The sequence below is a fragment of the Metaplanococcus flavidus genome, from assembly GCF_042675885.1.
GTDB classification, from domain to species: domain Bacteria; phylum Bacillota; class Bacilli; order Bacillales_A; family Planococcaceae; genus Planococcus; species Planococcus flavidus.
Genome location: NZ_JBHTKI010000009.1, coordinates 37,524 through 53,184 on the forward strand (window position 1 = coordinate 37,524; position 15,661 = coordinate 53,184).

Genomic DNA, 15,661 nt, shown 5'->3' on the forward strand with positions numbered 1-15,661 from the left:
TCAGTCGGCTGAAGACGTCAGCGAAATAAACTCTTGTGCATCTTTTACGCAAAGAGCAATCCCTTTTTCCCAGAATGCTTCTTGGGTAATATCTTCTCCCAGATGCTTAAGCGCCAAGTCTTCAGCAGTCATAACAGCTGTGTCACGCAACAGGGCCATGTATTTCTCTTCGAATCCGGCGCCTTCTTCCAATGCTTTTGCATAAACGCTCAGTGAGAATAAATAGCCGAATGTGTACGGGAAGTTATAAAATGGCACGTATGTGATATAGAAATGAAGCTTGGAAGCCCAGAAATGAGGGTGGGTAGATTTCAGCCCGCCGCCGAATCCTTCGATCTGTGCCTGCTCCATCAATTCATTTAAACGCGATGCCGGAACAACGCCTTTTTTGCGCTCTTCGTAAAAACGTGTTTCAAACAGGAATCTGGAATGAATGTTCATGAAGAAAGCAACACTGCGTTGAATCTTATCTTCCAGAAGAGCAATTTTTTCTTCATCAGACGACGCATTTTTCACTGCGGCATCCGCAACGATCATTTCAGCGAAAGTGGAAGCTGTTTCGGCAACATTCATCGCGTAAGAACGGTTGATCTGGTGAACCGGACGCAAGGCATGTGAGTGGAACGCATGTCCGAGTTCATGAGCCAAAGTGGCGACATTGGACATTGAACCGCTGTATGTCATGAAGATCCGAGACTCTTCGGTCATCGGAAGGCCGGTACAAAATCCACCCGGGCTTTTGTTCGGACGATCTTCCGCTTCGATCCAGCCTTTTTCAAAAGCAGTGCGCGAGAATTTCTCGAGTTCCGGACCGAATTTTTTGAAATGCTCCAAAATGAATTCGGCGCCTTCCTGATAAGAGAAAGTTTGTGTACTTTCCGTTACAGGAGCATCCACGTCATACCACTCAAGGCCGTCTTTGCCCAGCAGTTGCGCTTTCTGGTTCAAGTAATCGACAAATGGCTGTTTGTTTTTGGAGATTGCTCCCCACATTGCATCCAGCGTCTGCTGTTTCATGCGGTTAATCTGGAGTGGCTCCTGCAAGGGGTTGTCCCATCCGCGTTTTTTGTAAGTTTCAAGACGGAATCCGGCAATCGAATTCAATGTCTTGGCAAAGAAATCTTCTTTCTCCGCCCAGGCATTTTCCAATTTTTCGTAGGATTCTTTTCTTACACCGGCGTCTGAATGAGAGCTTAGATTATTCGCCTGTCCGACAGACATGGTTTTCTCCTGACCATCGACAGTGATTTTGATTTTAATTTCCCCTACCAGCATATCGTACAGCTGGCTCCAGCCGTGATAGCCGTCCATGCTGAGCGCTGTGATCAGGTTTTCCTCTTTTTCAGAAAGCAGCAAGCGTGCTTTGTCTCGCCATTCATTGAGCACGAAATTGAATTCTTTTAACGTGTCATCCTCCATCAGCGCATTCCACACCTCATCATCCGTCCGAGTCAGGTCCTGCTGGATTTTTTGGAGTGCAGAACTGAAACGGGCACTCTGGCTCGATGACTCGCTTTGCAGCAGCGATGCTTTTTTATCTTCCGTGTCCTGCGCCATCAAACAGCCGATAAATGCACCGGACTGTCTAAGATGAAGCATCGTTTCCTTAACTGCTTCCAGCACTTCTGCCACATTCCTGGCATCTTCAGCCTTGGTGGGCACTTCGAATTTTGCTGAAAGCTTCTCGAATTCCTCTAATTTTGGTCCTGTTTCGTCCATATGTACACGTAATTCTTGTGATTCGCTCCCGCCTGGGAACAAAACATCCAAATCCCACACTTCCGGATATTTTACTGTCATGGTCCATCCTCCTGATAAACTAAATTTTCTAAAAACAATTACCAGTATACCATTTTTCTTCGGATTACGGAATAATAAACACCAGACAATTGAAAGGCTGACATAATATCGACCATTTCTTAGATTTTTATCAGCTGTGGCAAAACAGTTAATTGTTGTCCCAAACAAGGAAAGGTATACTGTAAGCGAGGAGGGATCTGAGATGTTCCGTATAATATTGATGACGATCGCATTTTTGGCCGTCGTTACCATTAACGCATTAGCAAATATACTGCCGATCAATGGCCAGACTACAGGAGAAATTTCCAACAGGCTCCCTGTTCTATTCACACCTGCCGGCTATGTCTTTTCAATCTGGTCAGTCATTTACATATTATTGGCAATCTGGATTGGCGGGTTTTGGATCCGTTATAAGAAAACCAAAGAATCCCCTGCCCCTGCCATCAGCCTTTATTTCATTTTAAGTGCCATAGCCAATATTACATGGCTGCTGCTTTGGCATTACGAGTATTTTGCCTGGTCGATTGCAGCAATGCTTGTTTACCTCGCTTCCCTTATTCTGCTGTATCTGCAATACAATAATAATGAGAGAAAATTTACCGAACGCCTTCCCATTTCAGTGAATATGGGCTGGATAAGTGTCGCCACCATTTCAAATATCAGCTACGTCCTCACTTATTACAGTTGGGGCGGATGGGGCTTGAGCAATGAATTATGGGCAGTGATTATGCTCACCGTTGCAACTGCGCTGGCTCTCCATGTACGCTTCCACCATTCAGATGTACCCTTTGCGCTTGTTTTTGTCTGGGCATTCGTCGGCATCGCCGTCAAACATGGCCTTGATGAAATGCTCGTCACAACGGCCTCTTTATTCCTGAGCGGTGTGATCGTGACAGGCATTCTGCTGATAAAGAAAAATTAAGGATATTTTGCAAAATTAAAAGCCTGCACAAGTGCAGGCTTTTTTTTCTATTCCTCTAATTTAGTTAACAGGATCGGTTCCCCTTTTGTTACAAGGACCGTGTGTTCGATTTGCGCGACCAATGACTGGTCCGGTGTGATGAATGTCCAGCCATCACCCGATTCGATGATATGCTCGGCTTTCTGCGAAATGAAGGGCTCTACTGCAAGGACCATTCCTTCTTTCAGGATAGTCGTTTCCCATGCATCGTAATAATTGAGGATGTGCTGAGGCGCTTCATGCAATGATTTACCGATGCCATGGCCGGTAAGATTTTTGATCACGAACAACCCCTGATCTTTCGCTTCACGCTCAACCGCTTTGCCGATTCCATTCAATTTCGAACCGGCTTTGACTTTTGTCATCGCCCGGTCAAAGGCTCGTTCAGCTGCTTCACAAATTTTTTCCTTTTCAGGATGATTATCTCCGACGACAAATGATATTCCTGTATCAGAGAAATAGCCTTCCAATGATCCGGAAACATCAATGTTCACGATGTCGCCTTCCTGAATCACACGTTTTCCCGGAATGCCGTGAGCGACTTCCTCATTTACGCTGATGCACGTAAACCCAGGAAAATCGTATTCGGATTTCGGCCCTGATACACCGCCCAATTCCTCGAACAGGCGACCGCCAAGTTCATCAATTTCTTTCGTTGTTACTCCCGGTTTAGTCGCAGCTCTCATCTCCTCACGGATTTTCGCGACCATCTGTCCGGCTTTTTTCAGCATTTCAATATCTTTTTCATTAGTTGCAATCATTAAATACCCTTCTTTCAAGCTTTTCTATTAAAAAATTATAACATAAGAAAAGAAGACAATCATAAAGATAGCCTTCTAAAAGGTTGTCGAAAAACCCTCAACTTCTATAACCATTGCGTTCTAGACGGAAGCTTTCCGCGGGGAGCAGGCGGATGCCGACGAAGTGCAAGATCCACTCGGGCGAAGTGTAACGAGCCCGAGTTAGCTCAGCGCGAGCCAAGAGTTGGCCGAAGGTAATTCGGCCGAGTCTTTGCGACGAAGCTAGCGGAGCGATGCAGGAGCACGGGTTTTGGCAAGCGGAGCTGTTTTGCGCAATATCGGTTTATATTTTTCTTTCTTAACAAACTAAAAGAAGACTATCATAAGATAGCCTTCCACTTTTATTCTTTCACATCGACCAGTCTTGGCGCTGCAATAAACAGAATCGAACAGACAAACGCCGTCAGCAGAAATGCCGGAATCATATAAGTCGCATTGTATCCGAACGAATACAGATAAACATTGCCAGTGGCAAATTCACGGAAGAACCAGATTCCCACAATAACGTGGACAATATAGCGCAGGAATGCACCGATAAATGCACCGGCTATAATCCAGGAAACAGCTTTTCCTTTCAGGCCGTCCCGCAGATTCTTAAAATAAGCGGTTCTCATCATGCCCGCAAAGCCTACGCTTGCAAACGCCACAATATAATCCAGTGTCACCTGAGTAAATGCGAAACCGAATGATAAGGGAACGATATAAACTCGTCCTGTGACAACCTGCAGCAAGCCGACCGCCAGTCCAGTCAGGAGACCTGCGCCTATTCCTCTGCGAAACGCCATCAGCACGATCGGAATCATGACCAGACTGACAGATCCTCCCTGTGGCATGCTGAACGCAATAAAATCCAGTACATAGCCGAGTGCGCCGAAAATCGCAATTTCGAGCATCAGCAATAATTTTTTATTCCTCATAAAATCCTCCTATGTGTTTGCACATCACCAGAAGGGCCGCCAATAAAAACCACACAAAAAGCGGCGCCAGGATAGATCCTGACGCCGCGTAAGGGCAGGTTTCCATCCACATCCCTGCGCAAGTATTAACTTACAGGTTCAAAGGGTAAGAACGTTCTCGTTCACTCTCAGCAATTGCTCCCCTTGTGGTGTATACAGTTTTTTTGTTTCATCTGTATTGTAACGAACAAAAAGAAGGGATGCAAGTTCGTTTTACCTTAAGTCATTAGGGTATTGTGAAAGTAAATGTTTCAGAAAGGCGGTGGAGGCAGCGAATAGTGCTGCTGTATTTATATGATTGAATTATTGAAAGATCTGATTAAAATTAAAAGTGATACGAAAGAAGGCGCCAATGAAGCGCTCCAATTTTGCGCTCGGTGGCTCGAACAAAGAGGAGAAAGGGTCCAAATCCATGACAATAACGGATTTTTGATGCTGACTGCCTCTAAAGGACATGGCGATGAAAAACTGATCTGGAATGGTCACGTCGATGTCGTGCCAGGCCACGAAGACCAATTCAGCCCTATGGAAGAGCTTGGCCGTTTGTATGGGCGAGGTTCAGCGGATATGAAAGCTGGCGTGGCAGCAATGATGCAGGCATTCACCGAACTGGATGCGGAAAAATTGTCCCGGGAAGTTCAGCTCCATCTCGTAACCGATGAAGAAATTGGCGGACACAATACTTCAGAATGGCTTGTTTCCCAAGGGTACAGTGGAAATTTTGTCATCTGCGGCGAACCGACCGGCTTGAAAGTCGGTCTGCAGTCAAAAGGCATTTTGCATATGGATATGGTTTTCAAAGGCAAGCCGGCACATGGCAGCAGACCTTGGGAAGGCATAAACGCCATTGAACGGGCCATGAAATATCATATGGCCATGGCGGAACTCCCTTTTCGAAAAGAATCGACGGAATATTACGAGCAGCCTTCTGTAAATCTCGCAATCATCAAAGCTGGTGAACGCTATAATATGGTTCCGGAAATCTGTGAAATGTCATACGACATCCGCTTTATGCCCGGCCAGGATCCCCAGGAAATTACGCGCCAGATGGTCGAACTCGGCGAAACGCTCGATATCGATTTTGATTACAAATCGAGTTCTGCAACAACACCTGCGCTGACCACGACCGATGAAAACCCGTACATCAAAACCTTGGAGAAAAGTATACAAAGCACTACCGGAAACGATGCCATCCTGTTTGGCCAGCACGGTGCTGCGGATACCCGCTATTATGCTGCGGTGAATGGTGGCGAAGGTGCCATCGAATTTGGTCCGACAGGCGATGACTGGCACGGCAACGCGGAATACGTTGAAATTTCCAGTGTCCATGAATACAAAGATATTCTATTGGCCCATGCAATGACTTGAATAGCATGTTTAAATCATTCCTAAAACGGGAATTTATAAAATATCTTTAAAACGAATGGAGCGATTAACATGGCAGTAGGTAGATTGTTCAAATCAGCACTTAAATATGGTCCTATAGCTTATCCGATCATCCGGAAATTCATGAATAAAAAGAAATCCAAAGGAAATGCGCAGACCAATACAAACCAGTATAAAAACAATCAATCTAAAAAATAACCGAAAAATCCCACTCCCTAATTGAAGGGAGTGGGATTTTTTTGGCTAAATGATCGGTAATATTGTCCGGAGAGCCTGATAGCCTGACTGAAGATTCGGCATCAGAAGGGCTGCTGCATCATCTTCCACTTCCTCTGCTCCTGGAGCCGGTGTCTCTTCCCTGTCTTCAGCTTGTTCGTCATTATCATCTGTGGGCTGGTCCTGTCCCGCCATGATTTCTTCAAAACTGATTGGATTCGGTTCAGGGAGTTCCCGGTCTTCGATTGTCCAGCCCCCGCGGTATTGTGCCAGGAATTGATTGGCCATTGCCTGGTAGCCTTCAATATTCGGATGGACATCGTTCGGATTGGGTACTTTCGAAGTCGCATTTTCACCAAATGCTTCATCAACCGATACGAAAATCGCACCGGCTTTCTCAGCTTCATTTCTCAGAATTTCATTCAATGTTGCCACTTGCTCCGCCAATCCTTCTTTCTGCGACTCCCGCGCATGCGGGTAAGCAAAATAATAGCCCATCACATAAATATCAGCGTTCGGTGCGGCAACAGTCAATTCATTCAAAATTTCGTCAATGTTCTGGCGTGCTCCATTCAGTGCGAAATCAGATTGTATCCGCTGAAATTGCAGCGACCCGTCAGCGGGATTGGCTTGCACCAATCGCAGCAGATCGTTTGCTCCTGCAGACAGCGTAATAATATTGGCAGAAGCAAGGACTTCCTGCGTTTCTTCTTCTTTCACCCGCTCCAGAACATCTTGAGTTGCAAACCCTGGAAAAGCGAGATCTTTCGAAAACAATGCGACCGGCTGATTGCGGCCCAATTCCTGGGCGATCAGATCGGCATACCCCGTATCGATCTGGCTTTCCGGTGTCTGCCCCGCAGCCAGTGAATCACCCAGCGCGATATAGACAGCAGGAATTTTCACCTCGGCTGCTGCCGTATCCATCATACTTACCGCCAGCAATAAAGCCAGCACCATTGCTGCTGTTTTCTTCATTTTCTTCACCTCTTAGAATGCCCAATTGCCTTTACGGAAAACCGGAATCTTCGAACCGTCTGCTGTGATGCCATCAATATCCATTTCCGCACTGCCGATCATGAAATCTTCATGGACAATCGATGTATTCAAACCGATTGCCGCCAATTGATTGCGCTCAAGATCACGGGCGCCTTCGAAGCATGTTGGATAAGAATCACCGATCGCCAGATGGTTTGAAGCATTTTCATCAAATAAAGTATTGAAGAACAAGAGACCCGAATCTGAAATCGGTGATTGATGTGGAACCAATGCCACTTCACCGAGATAGGCTGCTCCTTCATCCGAACTGATCATGTCAGTCAATAGTTCTTCGCCCTGTTCGGCTTGTGCTTTGACAATTTTTCCATCTTCAAAAGTCAGGGTGAATCCATCGATGATATTGCCCTGGTAAACCAATGGCTTCGTATTGTGGACAAAGCCATCCACTCCGTTTTTCAGCGGCACGGTATAAACTTCTTCCGTTGGCATGTTCGCGATAAACGGATTGCCCTGCGGTGTTTTTGATGCTCCTGACATCCAGATATGCTTATCGGGCAATGCAATCGTCAAATCCGTCCCAGGAGCTGTATAATGCAGTTTCACAAAGCGATGGTCATTCAACTGGGATGCACGTTTTTCGAGAAATTCAATGTGTTCTTTCCATAAAGAAACGGCATCTCCCCGTCCGATTCGCACCGTAGTAAAGATAGCTTCCCAAAGAGCTTCAATCTGCTTTTCAGGATCAAGTTCCGGAAATACTTTTGCAGCCCATTTCTGTGAAGGGATCGCAATAATCGACCAGGCCACTTTGTCGGAACCGACTGCCTGGCGATATCTCTCCAAGGCTTTGCCGGCAGCTTTTTGAGAATTTGATAAGCGTTTAGCCGGAATGCCGGTAAGCAAATCAGGATCTTCCGCATCTATCCAAAGGAATGAACCCCCCTTTTCAATAACTTCGTCGCGCTGGACTACAGACCACTCCGGATATTCTGTAAAAGCCTCGTCGGGGGCCAACTCGTAATGGGTGCGCGTCTGAACAGGATCCGAATAATTCACGTGGACATTTTTAGCTCCTGCTTCGTACGCTTTTTTGACAACCAGTCGAGTAAACTCAATGGTATCTGTTGTGGTATTGATCAGTACGGTCTGATCTTTTTGGACATTCAAACCAACATATACAGTCAGCTCCGCGTATTGCTCCATTTTTTGCTGGAAATTCATTTTTTATTCCCCTTTGCGTTCACTGTTTTGCTGGAACCTTCGACCAATTCACCGCCGTGCATTATTTTCTGCACCGGTTTTGATGGCAGATCTTTTGTGAATTTCTTATAATGTCTTTCATCCTGATAGGCAAGGAGCGTCAGTACTTCCCCGTCTGCGCCGGCTCTTCCTGTCCGTCCTGAACGATGAAGGTATTGATCGATCGTTTTTGGTACATCCACATGAATGACGTGGGTTACCAAATCGATATCCAGTCCGCGTGCCGCTACTTCTGTCGCAATAAGAATCGACACTTCCCCGTTGCGGAAAGCATCCAGCGCTTTCTTACGCTCATCTTTTCTCATTTCAGAATGCAATGTAACAATTTTGGTGTCACGGAATTTCAGTTTGTTTTCTTTCATCAGCAATTGATCGAGGTTGTTGACGAAGGCCAAACCTTTTACCCCTTCAATATGGGAAATGCGGCGCAGCAGATCCGTCTTGTCGCGTTCGTCCACTTTGATGAATGAATGCGTCACTTTTCCTTGCATCGGCAAGTCTTCCGCTGTCACATGAAGCCGTGTGGGATTCTGCATAAGGCGGTCAGCCACCAATTTCACTTCTTCCGTAATCGTCGCAGACACCAGCACCAATTGACGTTCATTTTGGGTCTTTTCGATGAGCGCTTTCATGACATTGCGGTGTTCCCGCGCCATCAATTGATCCCCTTCATCAAGCACTAATATCCGTATTTCATGCATTTTCAATTTTTTACTTTTCACCAGTTCATTCAAACGGCCCGGTGTACCAACGACAATTGTCGGCTTTTTCTTCAACTTCTCCAATTGGCGTTGCATATTTGCGCCGCCGATCAATTGGGTCACTGTAATATCTGTGCCTTCTGTCCATTCCCGCAGCACATTGACGATCTGCATTGACAACTCCTGTGACGGGGCGATGATCATTGCCTGAGTAGACGGTTTTTCCGGATTTACACGCTCTAAAATCGGCAGCACGTAAGCCAGTGTCTTACCCGAACCTGTAGGTGATTGGGCCAGGATATCATTGCCTGCCATCATTTCCGGAATCATTTGCTCCTGAATCGGCATGATTGTTTCAAAACCGGTCTTTTTCCATTTTTCTTGCCATACTGGACTTAATTCTTCTATAAAAGTCATTTCAATTCCACCTTTTTTTCAATGCTTTTAGTGTACCATATTTGCCGTTCTGGCGCCTTTTTTTGATGTATTCCACTTGCCGTATTGCCTGTAAAAATAAAGAAAAGCCGAACCGGAAACCGGCGCGGCCAATGTGTCAGGAATCTGTTGCTTCTTTTTGTGTATAAACGATTTCTTTTTCCTGTTCGGTTACCGGGCGCTGCGGCTTTTTGATGAACAGCGCCAATATAAGAGCGGCCAATGCGATGAACGTTGAAATGAAAAACGAGAAATTGATGCCTTCAAGCATCGACATATTCACTATGTTTTCCGGAGCAGTTCCATTTGCCAACATTTGTGCTGCCGCCGATTCCGTCCGTGTGTTCATCAGCGTAATGAGGAATGCGGAACCGATGGCACCCGCAACTTGCTGCAATGTATTATTGATGGCAGTGCCGTGCGGATATTCCTTTATCGGCAAAGTATTCAACCCGTTCGTCATGACCGGCATCATCACCAGGGATATTCCAAGCATGCGGATCGAGTAAATCAGCATGATCTGCCAATAGCTGGTGTCTAAAGACAATTGGCTGAAGAGATAGGTCGTAAACACGACCAGCGATAATCCGGGAATCGCCAGCACTTTTGCCCCCCATTTATCGAACATGCGCCCTGTGATCGGAGACATCATGCCCATGATCAATGCCCCTGGCAGCATAAGGAGTCCTGAGTCGATTGGGGAAATCCCTTTGATGGTCTGGACATAAATAGGCATCAGAATCATGGCGGAAAACATCGACATTGATAAGGCGATGGAAATTACTGAAGACAATGCGAACATCGGGTATTTATAAATCCGTATTTCGAGCAAAGGTTCTTCAAGTTTCAGTTGGCGCAGAATAAACAGGACCAATGACACCAAACCGACTGCTATCGTAATATAAACGATTGGATTCGACCAGCCGAGCGTACCGGCTGAACTGAAGCCGTAAAGTATCCCCCCGAATCCCAGGCTGGATAATACAAGCGAAAATTTATCCAGTGAAATTTCACGATTCTGGAAAGTTAAATTCTTTAATTTGAAAATCCCCAATAACAGCGGGATCAGCGCTATCGGCAGCACGATGAAAAATAACACACGCCAATCGTAGTTTTGCACGATAAAGCCTGATAAAGTAGGGCCGATTGCTGGTGCGACGACCATGACAAGCCCGAAATAGCCCATTGCAGTTCCTCGTTTTTCAACCGGAAAAGCTGCAAGCATGACGTTCATCAGAAGCGGCATCATCAAAGCTGCGCCTGATGCCTGCAGCAAACGGCCCGCCAGAAGGATTGCAAAAGTCGGTGCCAATCCGGCAATCAGCGTTCCCAGAGAAAACAAAGACATTGCAACGATAAAAATTGAGCGATTCGAGAAACGCTGTATGAAAAATGCACTGGCCGGGATCAGTATCCCGTTCACCAGCATATATCCGGTTACCAGCCATTGAGCGGTAGCAGCTTTGATTCCAAAGTCTGCCATGATTTCAGGCAAAGCGATATTCAATAAAGTCTGGTTGAATATCGCCACAAAAGCCCCGGTGAAAAGAATTGCTATGATGCCATAAGGCGTTTTATTCTGTTCAGTCATTCTGTTATTCCTCCGTATTTATCTTGCTGATTTTAACTTCTCGAAGCTCCATTTCTTCATTCTATACTCATAGTATATATTTATCAACAAAAATATACCAGTAGTATAATTAAATTGCATAAACTCTTGTTTGCAGGTATTCTGAAAATAGACTTAGAGTATAAAGGGGAGTATAAATGAATCGGAAAAAGCAGAATATCATAGATGCGGCCTACTCCCTTTTTATCGAAAAGGGATATTCCGCCACTTCTATACAGGAAATTCTCGATGAAGCAGGAATTTCTAAAGGCACATTCTACAATTACTTCGCCTCCAAAACCGAATGCCTCATCGCCATCATGGAATCAGTAGGCGCTGAAATCCGCCAAAAACGGATGGAATGTGCAGCCGGCAAGCGTGTGGACGATAAAGAAGTGCTGTCCGATCAGCTTGCCGTACGAATTCAGGTTAACCGGGAAAAAAATCTGTTCTCGCTGTACGAAAGCATTTTTTATTCCCAGGACAAAGAGTTGAAAGATTTCGCTAAAAATTCCTATAAGAAAGAACTCGACTGGATGTCTTCACGCATCATCGACCTGTACGGGCATAAAGCTGCCCCTTATGCCTTGGATAATGCGGCATCGATGCACGGGTCCACCCAGCAGCTTGTGAACCTCTGGCTATTGACGACCGATGAAGATCTTCCGCCCAAACGATTAGCCTCTTTCGTCGTCGACCGGCTCGAGGTTTCATTGCTGGCTCAAATAGATTCCGGTGAACGTTTTATACTGGCACCGACAGTCTATACAGAAAAAACTGCAGAGAACCTTACTGTGGAAGAACTCGCTGAGCAACTTGAAGCCTTTGCAGGAAATAATCCCGAAGATTCCGCTGAAAAACAGCTTATTCTATTTCTTGCCGGGGAATTGAAAATCCACTCGCCGCGGAAAGCACTGCTCGAAAGTGTGCTGGGCACTTTATCCAGCATCCCCGGACATGAATCGGAATTGATGATTTTACTGGAACAGGTGTGGAAAAAGCTGGCGAAGTTCTAATCTGTAATCAAAAAGAGGCAGACCGAAAATTCCGGTCCGCCTCTTTTAATTTGGATTTTTCCTGCCTTTTACAGCTTGTTCAAATGCATAGGCATATTCGATGAGCTTGGGTTCGCTGAAAGCCATTCCGTTGAACGTTATGCCGAAAGGTTCCATTGTTTCTGTATAGCCGAACGGCACAGTAATCGCCGGAAAACCGGCAGCAGCACCGACATTGCAGCCAAAATCCTGGGGCAGGATGATGGCGTCGGCTCCTATTTCTTTTAAAGTGGCGTTAATGCCATATTCCGCAGCCAGGAAACGATTGCGTTCAAGCGCTTCCACATACTCTCTTTCACTGAGCATTCCCGTCAACAGATTGGCCTGCTCCAAAAGATTCTGACCGAATTTCAGCATTTTTTCAGAATTTTCATTATTGAAGGCGATGACATCATCCATCGACCTGATTGGGTTCAACGAATCCGTTTTGGCCAAATATGCATTGAGATCCGCTTTGAATTCGTGCAGCAATACAGCAAAGCCAAGATCCTCCTGATTGGACCCCAGATCCACGTCTTCAATAATCTCGGCACCGCATTCCTTAAGCTTGGTTTTCGCCTGCTCAAACAGCTCGAGTTGCTCATCCGAAATTTCTTTGAACAATTCAGGAGTCACAGCGAGCTTCACATTCTTCAACCCGTTTTTCTTCAGATGCGTGCTCCAGTCATAACTCTCGAAATCTTTGGAAAATCGGGTAATCGGATCTTCCGGATCATAACCGATGAGAGCCGAAAACACTTTGACTGCATCTTCAACTGTGCGGGCCATGGGTCCTGCAGTATCTTGAGTATGCGACAATGGTATGATCCCCCTCCTGCTTATCATGCCAATGGTCGGCTTTATGCCAACAAGGCTATTCTGGGCAGCAGGATTGATAATCGAACCCGATGTTTCCGTACCGATTGATGCTGCAGCGAGATTGGCGGCCACCGCTGCAGCCGCCCCTGAACTCGAGCCCCCGACGTCAAAAGCACCATATGGGTTGTTCACCTGGCCGCCGCGGGAACTATAACCATTCGTCATTTTATCGGACATGAAATTTGCCCATTCCGTCATATTGGTTTTGCCTAAGATGACCGCACCTGCCTTGCGCAGTTTCTCTATAAGGTATGCATCGTTCAGAGCATAATGATTTTCCAGCGCCAGGGAACCGGCACTCGTATGCATTTTATCCCCGGTTTCCATATTATCCTTCACCACAATGGGAATTCCATGCAACGGACTTTTGAAGTCTTTGCGCTGTTGTTCAAAATCCAGTGATTGGGCAACTTGAAGGGCATCCGGATTAATTTCAAGAATCGAGTTGATGTTTTTGTCACGCAGTGAAATATTTTCTTTATACATCAAAACCAATTCTTCTGAACTGATATTTCCCGCCTTCATTTCTTCCTGCATATCGAAGATCGTCATTTCATCCAATTTTTCAATCCGGAAATCTTCCAACTTTTTATGATGCATTGCTTCCCCTCCTCTATCGCGTCTTATTAGATAAATACTGAAAATAAAAAAGCCCCAGCTTACGAGCTAAGGCTTTTCTGGGTATATTCCTTCATCAGTTCATATAAGCTCAACTCGTATAATTGCCGTCCATTAATTTTGAAGACATTGTGCGCCACCAATTCCTCGATGACCGTCGAGCGCTTATTTTCAAATTTCGATTTCGGTATCTGTTCCATTCTGTCCGTTCTCTCCTTGTGAAGTATTCCTTTGTCTTTACCCCTCCAGGACCCTGCACGAAACTCTTCTTTTGAAAATTAAACAAAATAAAACCGGACGCATTTTGCGGCCGGTTATTTTTATGAAGTTTACTATTTCTCAAGTTGCAGCCATGCGACCGCTTCGCAATGGGTGGATTGCGGGAACATGTCCACCGGCTGCACTTCCTGTGTGCGATAGCCGCCGTCTTCGAGTATGCGGAGATCTCTGGCAAGCGTCGCCGGGTTGCAGGACACATATACAACCCGTTGCGGACGCTGTTTCAGAATCGTCCGGAGCAATTGCTCATCGCAGCCTTTACGCGGCGGGTCGACAACGAGGACATCCGCTTGTCTCCCTTCTTTATACCAGCGTGGAATCACCTGCTCGGCAGGTCCCGCTTCGAAAAGAGTATTGCTGAGTCCATTGAGTTCGGCATTGCGCTTGGCATCTTCAATCGCGGGAGCCACTATCTCCACGCCCATGACGAATTTGGCACGCTTTGCAAGGAATAACGAAATCGTGCCGATTCCACAATAGGCGTCGATGACGGTTTCATTGCCGGTCAGATTGGCATATTCCAACGCCTGGCCGTAAAGCACTTCTGTCTGCTCCGGATTGATTTGATAGAATGAGCGGGCGGAAATTTCAAAACGGACACCGCCGATTTTGTCTTCAATGACATCCTTGCCCCAAACAGTAATTGTTTCATCACCGAAAATGACATTCGTTTTTTCCGGATTGACATTTTGGACGACCGATACAGTTTCCGGGACAAGCTCCCGGATCAATTCAACAACACGTGCTGCCTGCGGGAACTTTCTCTTCTTGGTAATCAACACCACCATGATTTCACCGGTGGCACGCGCTTTACGGACGACCACGTGGCGCAACTGCCCGCGATGCGTCTCTTCTTCATACGGTTCGATGCCGATTTCCATCAGCTTCTGTTTAATGCCTGCCATCAAAGTGTCCGCTTCCGGCGTTTGAATCAGGCAAATATCCGTATCCGCAATCCGGTGCGAACGTGATTGGTAAAATCCGGCCACCACACGGCCATTCTCCATGCCAAAAGGAATCTGGGATTTATTGCGGTAACGCCACGGATCCTCCATTCCCTTAACGGCGTGGACCGGAACATCCGGTAATTTTCCGATGCGGGTGATGGCATCACGCACAAGTTTGCGTTTGAACGTCATCTGGCCTTCGTAGGACAGATGTTGGATCTGGCAGCCACCGCATGTATCAAATACCGGACAAGGCGCTTCCACCCGGAATGGGGAAGCATTTTCAACTTGGAGCAATTTGGCAAAGCCATAGGATTTTAAGGTTTTCAATACATGGATATGTACATCTTCACCAGGCAGCGCGCCATGGATGAATAATGGATATCCTTCTACTTTGGCAACTCCTGCGCCGTCGTGGGTCAAATCTTCCACGTGGACCAGCAGCCGCTCATTTTTACTTACAGGTTTCAAATCGTTCACTCCATTTCACATTCGTTTATTGTACTATAGAAAAGCGCAGGCGACCATCAAGATTCGACGGGCATAAGACGATCTGGCGTAGCGGCGCCTTTTGCCGCATAGCCAGAGTGGCTTATGTCACTAGAAACTGGGCGCCGGAGTCTAGACAATATGAAAAAACGCGCCCAGGCAAAGCCTGGGCACGCGCCGGTCATTCACGATCCTTCGATACAACTCCGTCTCTCAACGCGAACCAGAAACCGAAGATCACAGATCCGATCAATACGAGAAATGGTGCATAAAATATTAAGAAATCCTGCAT

Annotated in this window: 15 protein-coding genes and 1 riboswitch; of the genes, 4 read left to right on the top strand and 11 right to left on the bottom strand. The window is 46.2% G+C overall.

Annotation, left to right across the window (positions count from 1 at the left end):
* Window positions 1-1,800, bottom strand: coding sequence for a M3 family oligoendopeptidase (locus ACFQ1X_RS08085; RefSeq protein WP_144840920.1), 1,800 nt, complete (start codon window positions 1,798-1,800; stop codon window positions 1-3).
* Between the two features lie 202 nt (window positions 1,801-2,002).
* Here ACFQ1X_RS08085 and ACFQ1X_RS08090 point away from each other — a divergent pair, with 202 nt between their 5' ends.
* Window positions 2,003-2,722 (top strand): tryptophan-rich sensory protein, encoded by a 720-nt coding sequence (locus ACFQ1X_RS08090; protein ID WP_144840919.1) that lies wholly within the window; start codon window positions 2,003-2,005, stop codon window positions 2,720-2,722.
* A 47-nt stretch (window positions 2,723-2,769) separates the two neighbouring features.
* Here ACFQ1X_RS08090 and map read toward each other — a convergent pair whose 3' ends face one another.
* Window positions 2,770-3,522, bottom strand: coding sequence for a type I methionyl aminopeptidase (gene map / locus ACFQ1X_RS08095; RefSeq protein WP_144840918.1), 753 nt, complete (start codon window positions 3,520-3,522; stop codon window positions 2,770-2,772).
* A 380-nt stretch (window positions 3,523-3,902) separates the two neighbouring features.
* Window positions 3,903-4,478, bottom strand: a complete 576-nt coding sequence (thiT, locus tag ACFQ1X_RS08100) for an energy-coupled thiamine transporter ThiT (protein WP_144840917.1) — start codon at window positions 4,476-4,478, stop codon at window positions 3,903-3,905.
* 94 nt (window positions 4,479-4,572) lie between these two features.
* Window positions 4,573-4,672, bottom strand: a riboswitch (TPP riboswitch).
* A 139-nt stretch (window positions 4,673-4,811) separates the two neighbouring features.
* Here thiT and ACFQ1X_RS08105 point away from each other — a divergent pair.
* A complete protein-coding gene (locus ACFQ1X_RS08105; RefSeq protein WP_144840916.1) occupies window positions 4,812-5,885 on the top strand; it encodes a M20 family metallopeptidase in 1,074 nt (357 codons plus the stop codon).
* Window positions 5,886-5,954: 69 nt separating this feature from the next.
* Entirely contained in the window at window positions 5,955-6,101 is a 147-nt protein-coding gene (locus tag ACFQ1X_RS08110; protein ID WP_379082080.1) for a hypothetical protein, read from the top strand.
* Between the two features lie 45 nt (window positions 6,102-6,146).
* Here ACFQ1X_RS08110 and ACFQ1X_RS08115 read toward each other — a convergent pair whose 3' ends face one another.
* From ACFQ1X_RS08115 to ACFQ1X_RS08130, 4 genes are all read right to left on the bottom strand, one after another.
* A complete protein-coding gene (locus tag ACFQ1X_RS08115; protein WP_144840915.1) occupies window positions 6,147-7,097 on the bottom strand; it encodes an SGNH/GDSL hydrolase family protein in 951 nt (316 codons plus the stop codon).
* 12 nt (window positions 7,098-7,109) lie between these two features.
* Complete coding sequence (locus tag ACFQ1X_RS08120) at window positions 7,110-8,339, bottom strand: aminopeptidase (RefSeq protein ID WP_144840914.1); 1,230 nt, start codon at window positions 8,337-8,339, stop codon at window positions 7,110-7,112.
* Window positions 8,336-9,496 (bottom strand): DEAD/DEAH box helicase, encoded by a 1,161-nt coding sequence (locus tag ACFQ1X_RS08125; RefSeq protein WP_144840913.1) that lies wholly within the window; start codon window positions 9,494-9,496, stop codon window positions 8,336-8,338. Before ACFQ1X_RS08125 ends, ACFQ1X_RS08120 begins: the two co-directional genes overlap by 4 nt.
* A 136-nt stretch (window positions 9,497-9,632) precedes the next feature.
* Window positions 9,633-11,105, bottom strand: coding sequence for a DHA2 family efflux MFS transporter permease subunit (locus tag ACFQ1X_RS08130; protein WP_144840912.1), 1,473 nt, complete (start codon window positions 11,103-11,105; stop codon window positions 9,633-9,635).
* Window positions 11,106-11,281: 176 nt separating this feature from the next.
* On the opposite strand from ACFQ1X_RS08130, the gene ACFQ1X_RS08135 reads away from it, so the two are divergent.
* Window positions 11,282-12,139, top strand: a complete 858-nt coding sequence (locus ACFQ1X_RS08135) for a TetR/AcrR family transcriptional regulator (RefSeq protein ID WP_144840911.1) — start codon at window positions 11,282-11,284, stop codon at window positions 12,137-12,139.
* Window positions 12,140-12,184: 45 nt separating this feature from the next.
* Here ACFQ1X_RS08135 and ACFQ1X_RS08140 read toward each other — a convergent pair whose 3' ends face one another.
* The 4 genes from ACFQ1X_RS08140 to cydS form a co-directional block, all read right to left on the bottom strand.
* Entirely contained in the window at window positions 12,185-13,636 is a 1,452-nt protein-coding gene (locus ACFQ1X_RS08140; protein ID WP_144840910.1) for an amidase family protein, read from the bottom strand.
* A 59-nt stretch (window positions 13,637-13,695) separates the two neighbouring features.
* Window positions 13,696-13,854, bottom strand: a complete 159-nt coding sequence (locus tag ACFQ1X_RS08145; protein ID WP_144840909.1) for a Fur-regulated basic protein FbpA — start codon at window positions 13,852-13,854, stop codon at window positions 13,696-13,698.
* A 132-nt stretch (window positions 13,855-13,986) separates the two neighbouring features.
* Complete coding sequence (gene rlmD, locus ACFQ1X_RS08150) at window positions 13,987-15,351, bottom strand: 23S rRNA (uracil(1939)-C(5))-methyltransferase RlmD (protein WP_144840908.1); 1,365 nt, start codon at window positions 15,349-15,351, stop codon at window positions 13,987-13,989.
* 199 nt (window positions 15,352-15,550) lie between these two features.
* Window positions 15,551-15,661 carry a cytochrome bd oxidase small subunit CydS gene (gene cydS / locus ACFQ1X_RS08155; protein ID WP_379082088.1) on the bottom strand — a complete coding sequence of 37 codons (111 nt, stop codon included), beginning with the start codon at window positions 15,659-15,661 and terminating at the stop codon, window positions 15,551-15,553.

Bases quoted from the DNA above. Each gene is read 5' to 3' on its own strand.
- ACFQ1X_RS08085 (WP_144840920.1), bottom strand. From the start codon at position 1,800: ATGACAGTAAAATATCCGGAAGTGTGGGATTTGGATGTTTTGTTCCCA.
- ACFQ1X_RS08090 (WP_144840919.1), top strand. From the start codon at position 2,003: ATGTTCCGTATAATATTGATGACGATCGCATTTTTGGCCGTCGTTACC.
- map (WP_144840918.1), bottom strand. From the start codon at position 3,522: ATGATTGCAACTAATGAAAAAGATATTGAAATGCTGAAAAAAGCCGGA.
- thiT (WP_144840917.1), bottom strand. From the start codon at position 4,478: ATGAGGAATAAAAAATTATTGCTGATGCTCGAAATTGCGATTTTCGGC.
- ACFQ1X_RS08105 (WP_144840916.1), top strand. From the start codon at position 4,812: ATGATTGAATTATTGAAAGATCTGATTAAAATTAAAAGTGATACGAAA.
- ACFQ1X_RS08110 (WP_379082080.1), top strand. From the start codon at position 5,955: ATGGCAGTAGGTAGATTGTTCAAATCAGCACTTAAATATGGTCCTATA.
- ACFQ1X_RS08115 (WP_144840915.1), bottom strand. From the start codon at position 7,097: ATGAAGAAAACAGCAGCAATGGTGCTGGCTTTATTGCTGGCGGTAAGT.
- ACFQ1X_RS08120 (WP_144840914.1), bottom strand. From the start codon at position 8,339: ATGAATTTCCAGCAAAAAATGGAGCAATACGCGGAGCTGACTGTATAT.
- ACFQ1X_RS08125 (WP_144840913.1), bottom strand. From the start codon at position 9,496: ATGACTTTTATAGAAGAATTAAGTCCAGTATGGCAAGAAAAATGGAAA.
- ACFQ1X_RS08130 (WP_144840912.1), bottom strand. From the start codon at position 11,105: ATGACTGAACAGAATAAAACGCCTTATGGCATCATAGCAATTCTTTTC.
- ACFQ1X_RS08135 (WP_144840911.1), top strand. From the start codon at position 11,282: ATGAATCGGAAAAAGCAGAATATCATAGATGCGGCCTACTCCCTTTTT.
- ACFQ1X_RS08140 (WP_144840910.1), bottom strand. From the start codon at position 13,636: ATGCATCATAAAAAGTTGGAAGATTTCCGGATTGAAAAATTGGATGAA.
- ACFQ1X_RS08145 (WP_144840909.1), bottom strand. From the start codon at position 13,854: ATGGAACAGATACCGAAATCGAAATTTGAAAATAAGCGCTCGACGGTC.
- cydS (WP_379082088.1), bottom strand. From the start codon at position 15,661: ATGCAGGATTTCTTAATATTTTATGCACCATTTCTCGTATTGATCGGA.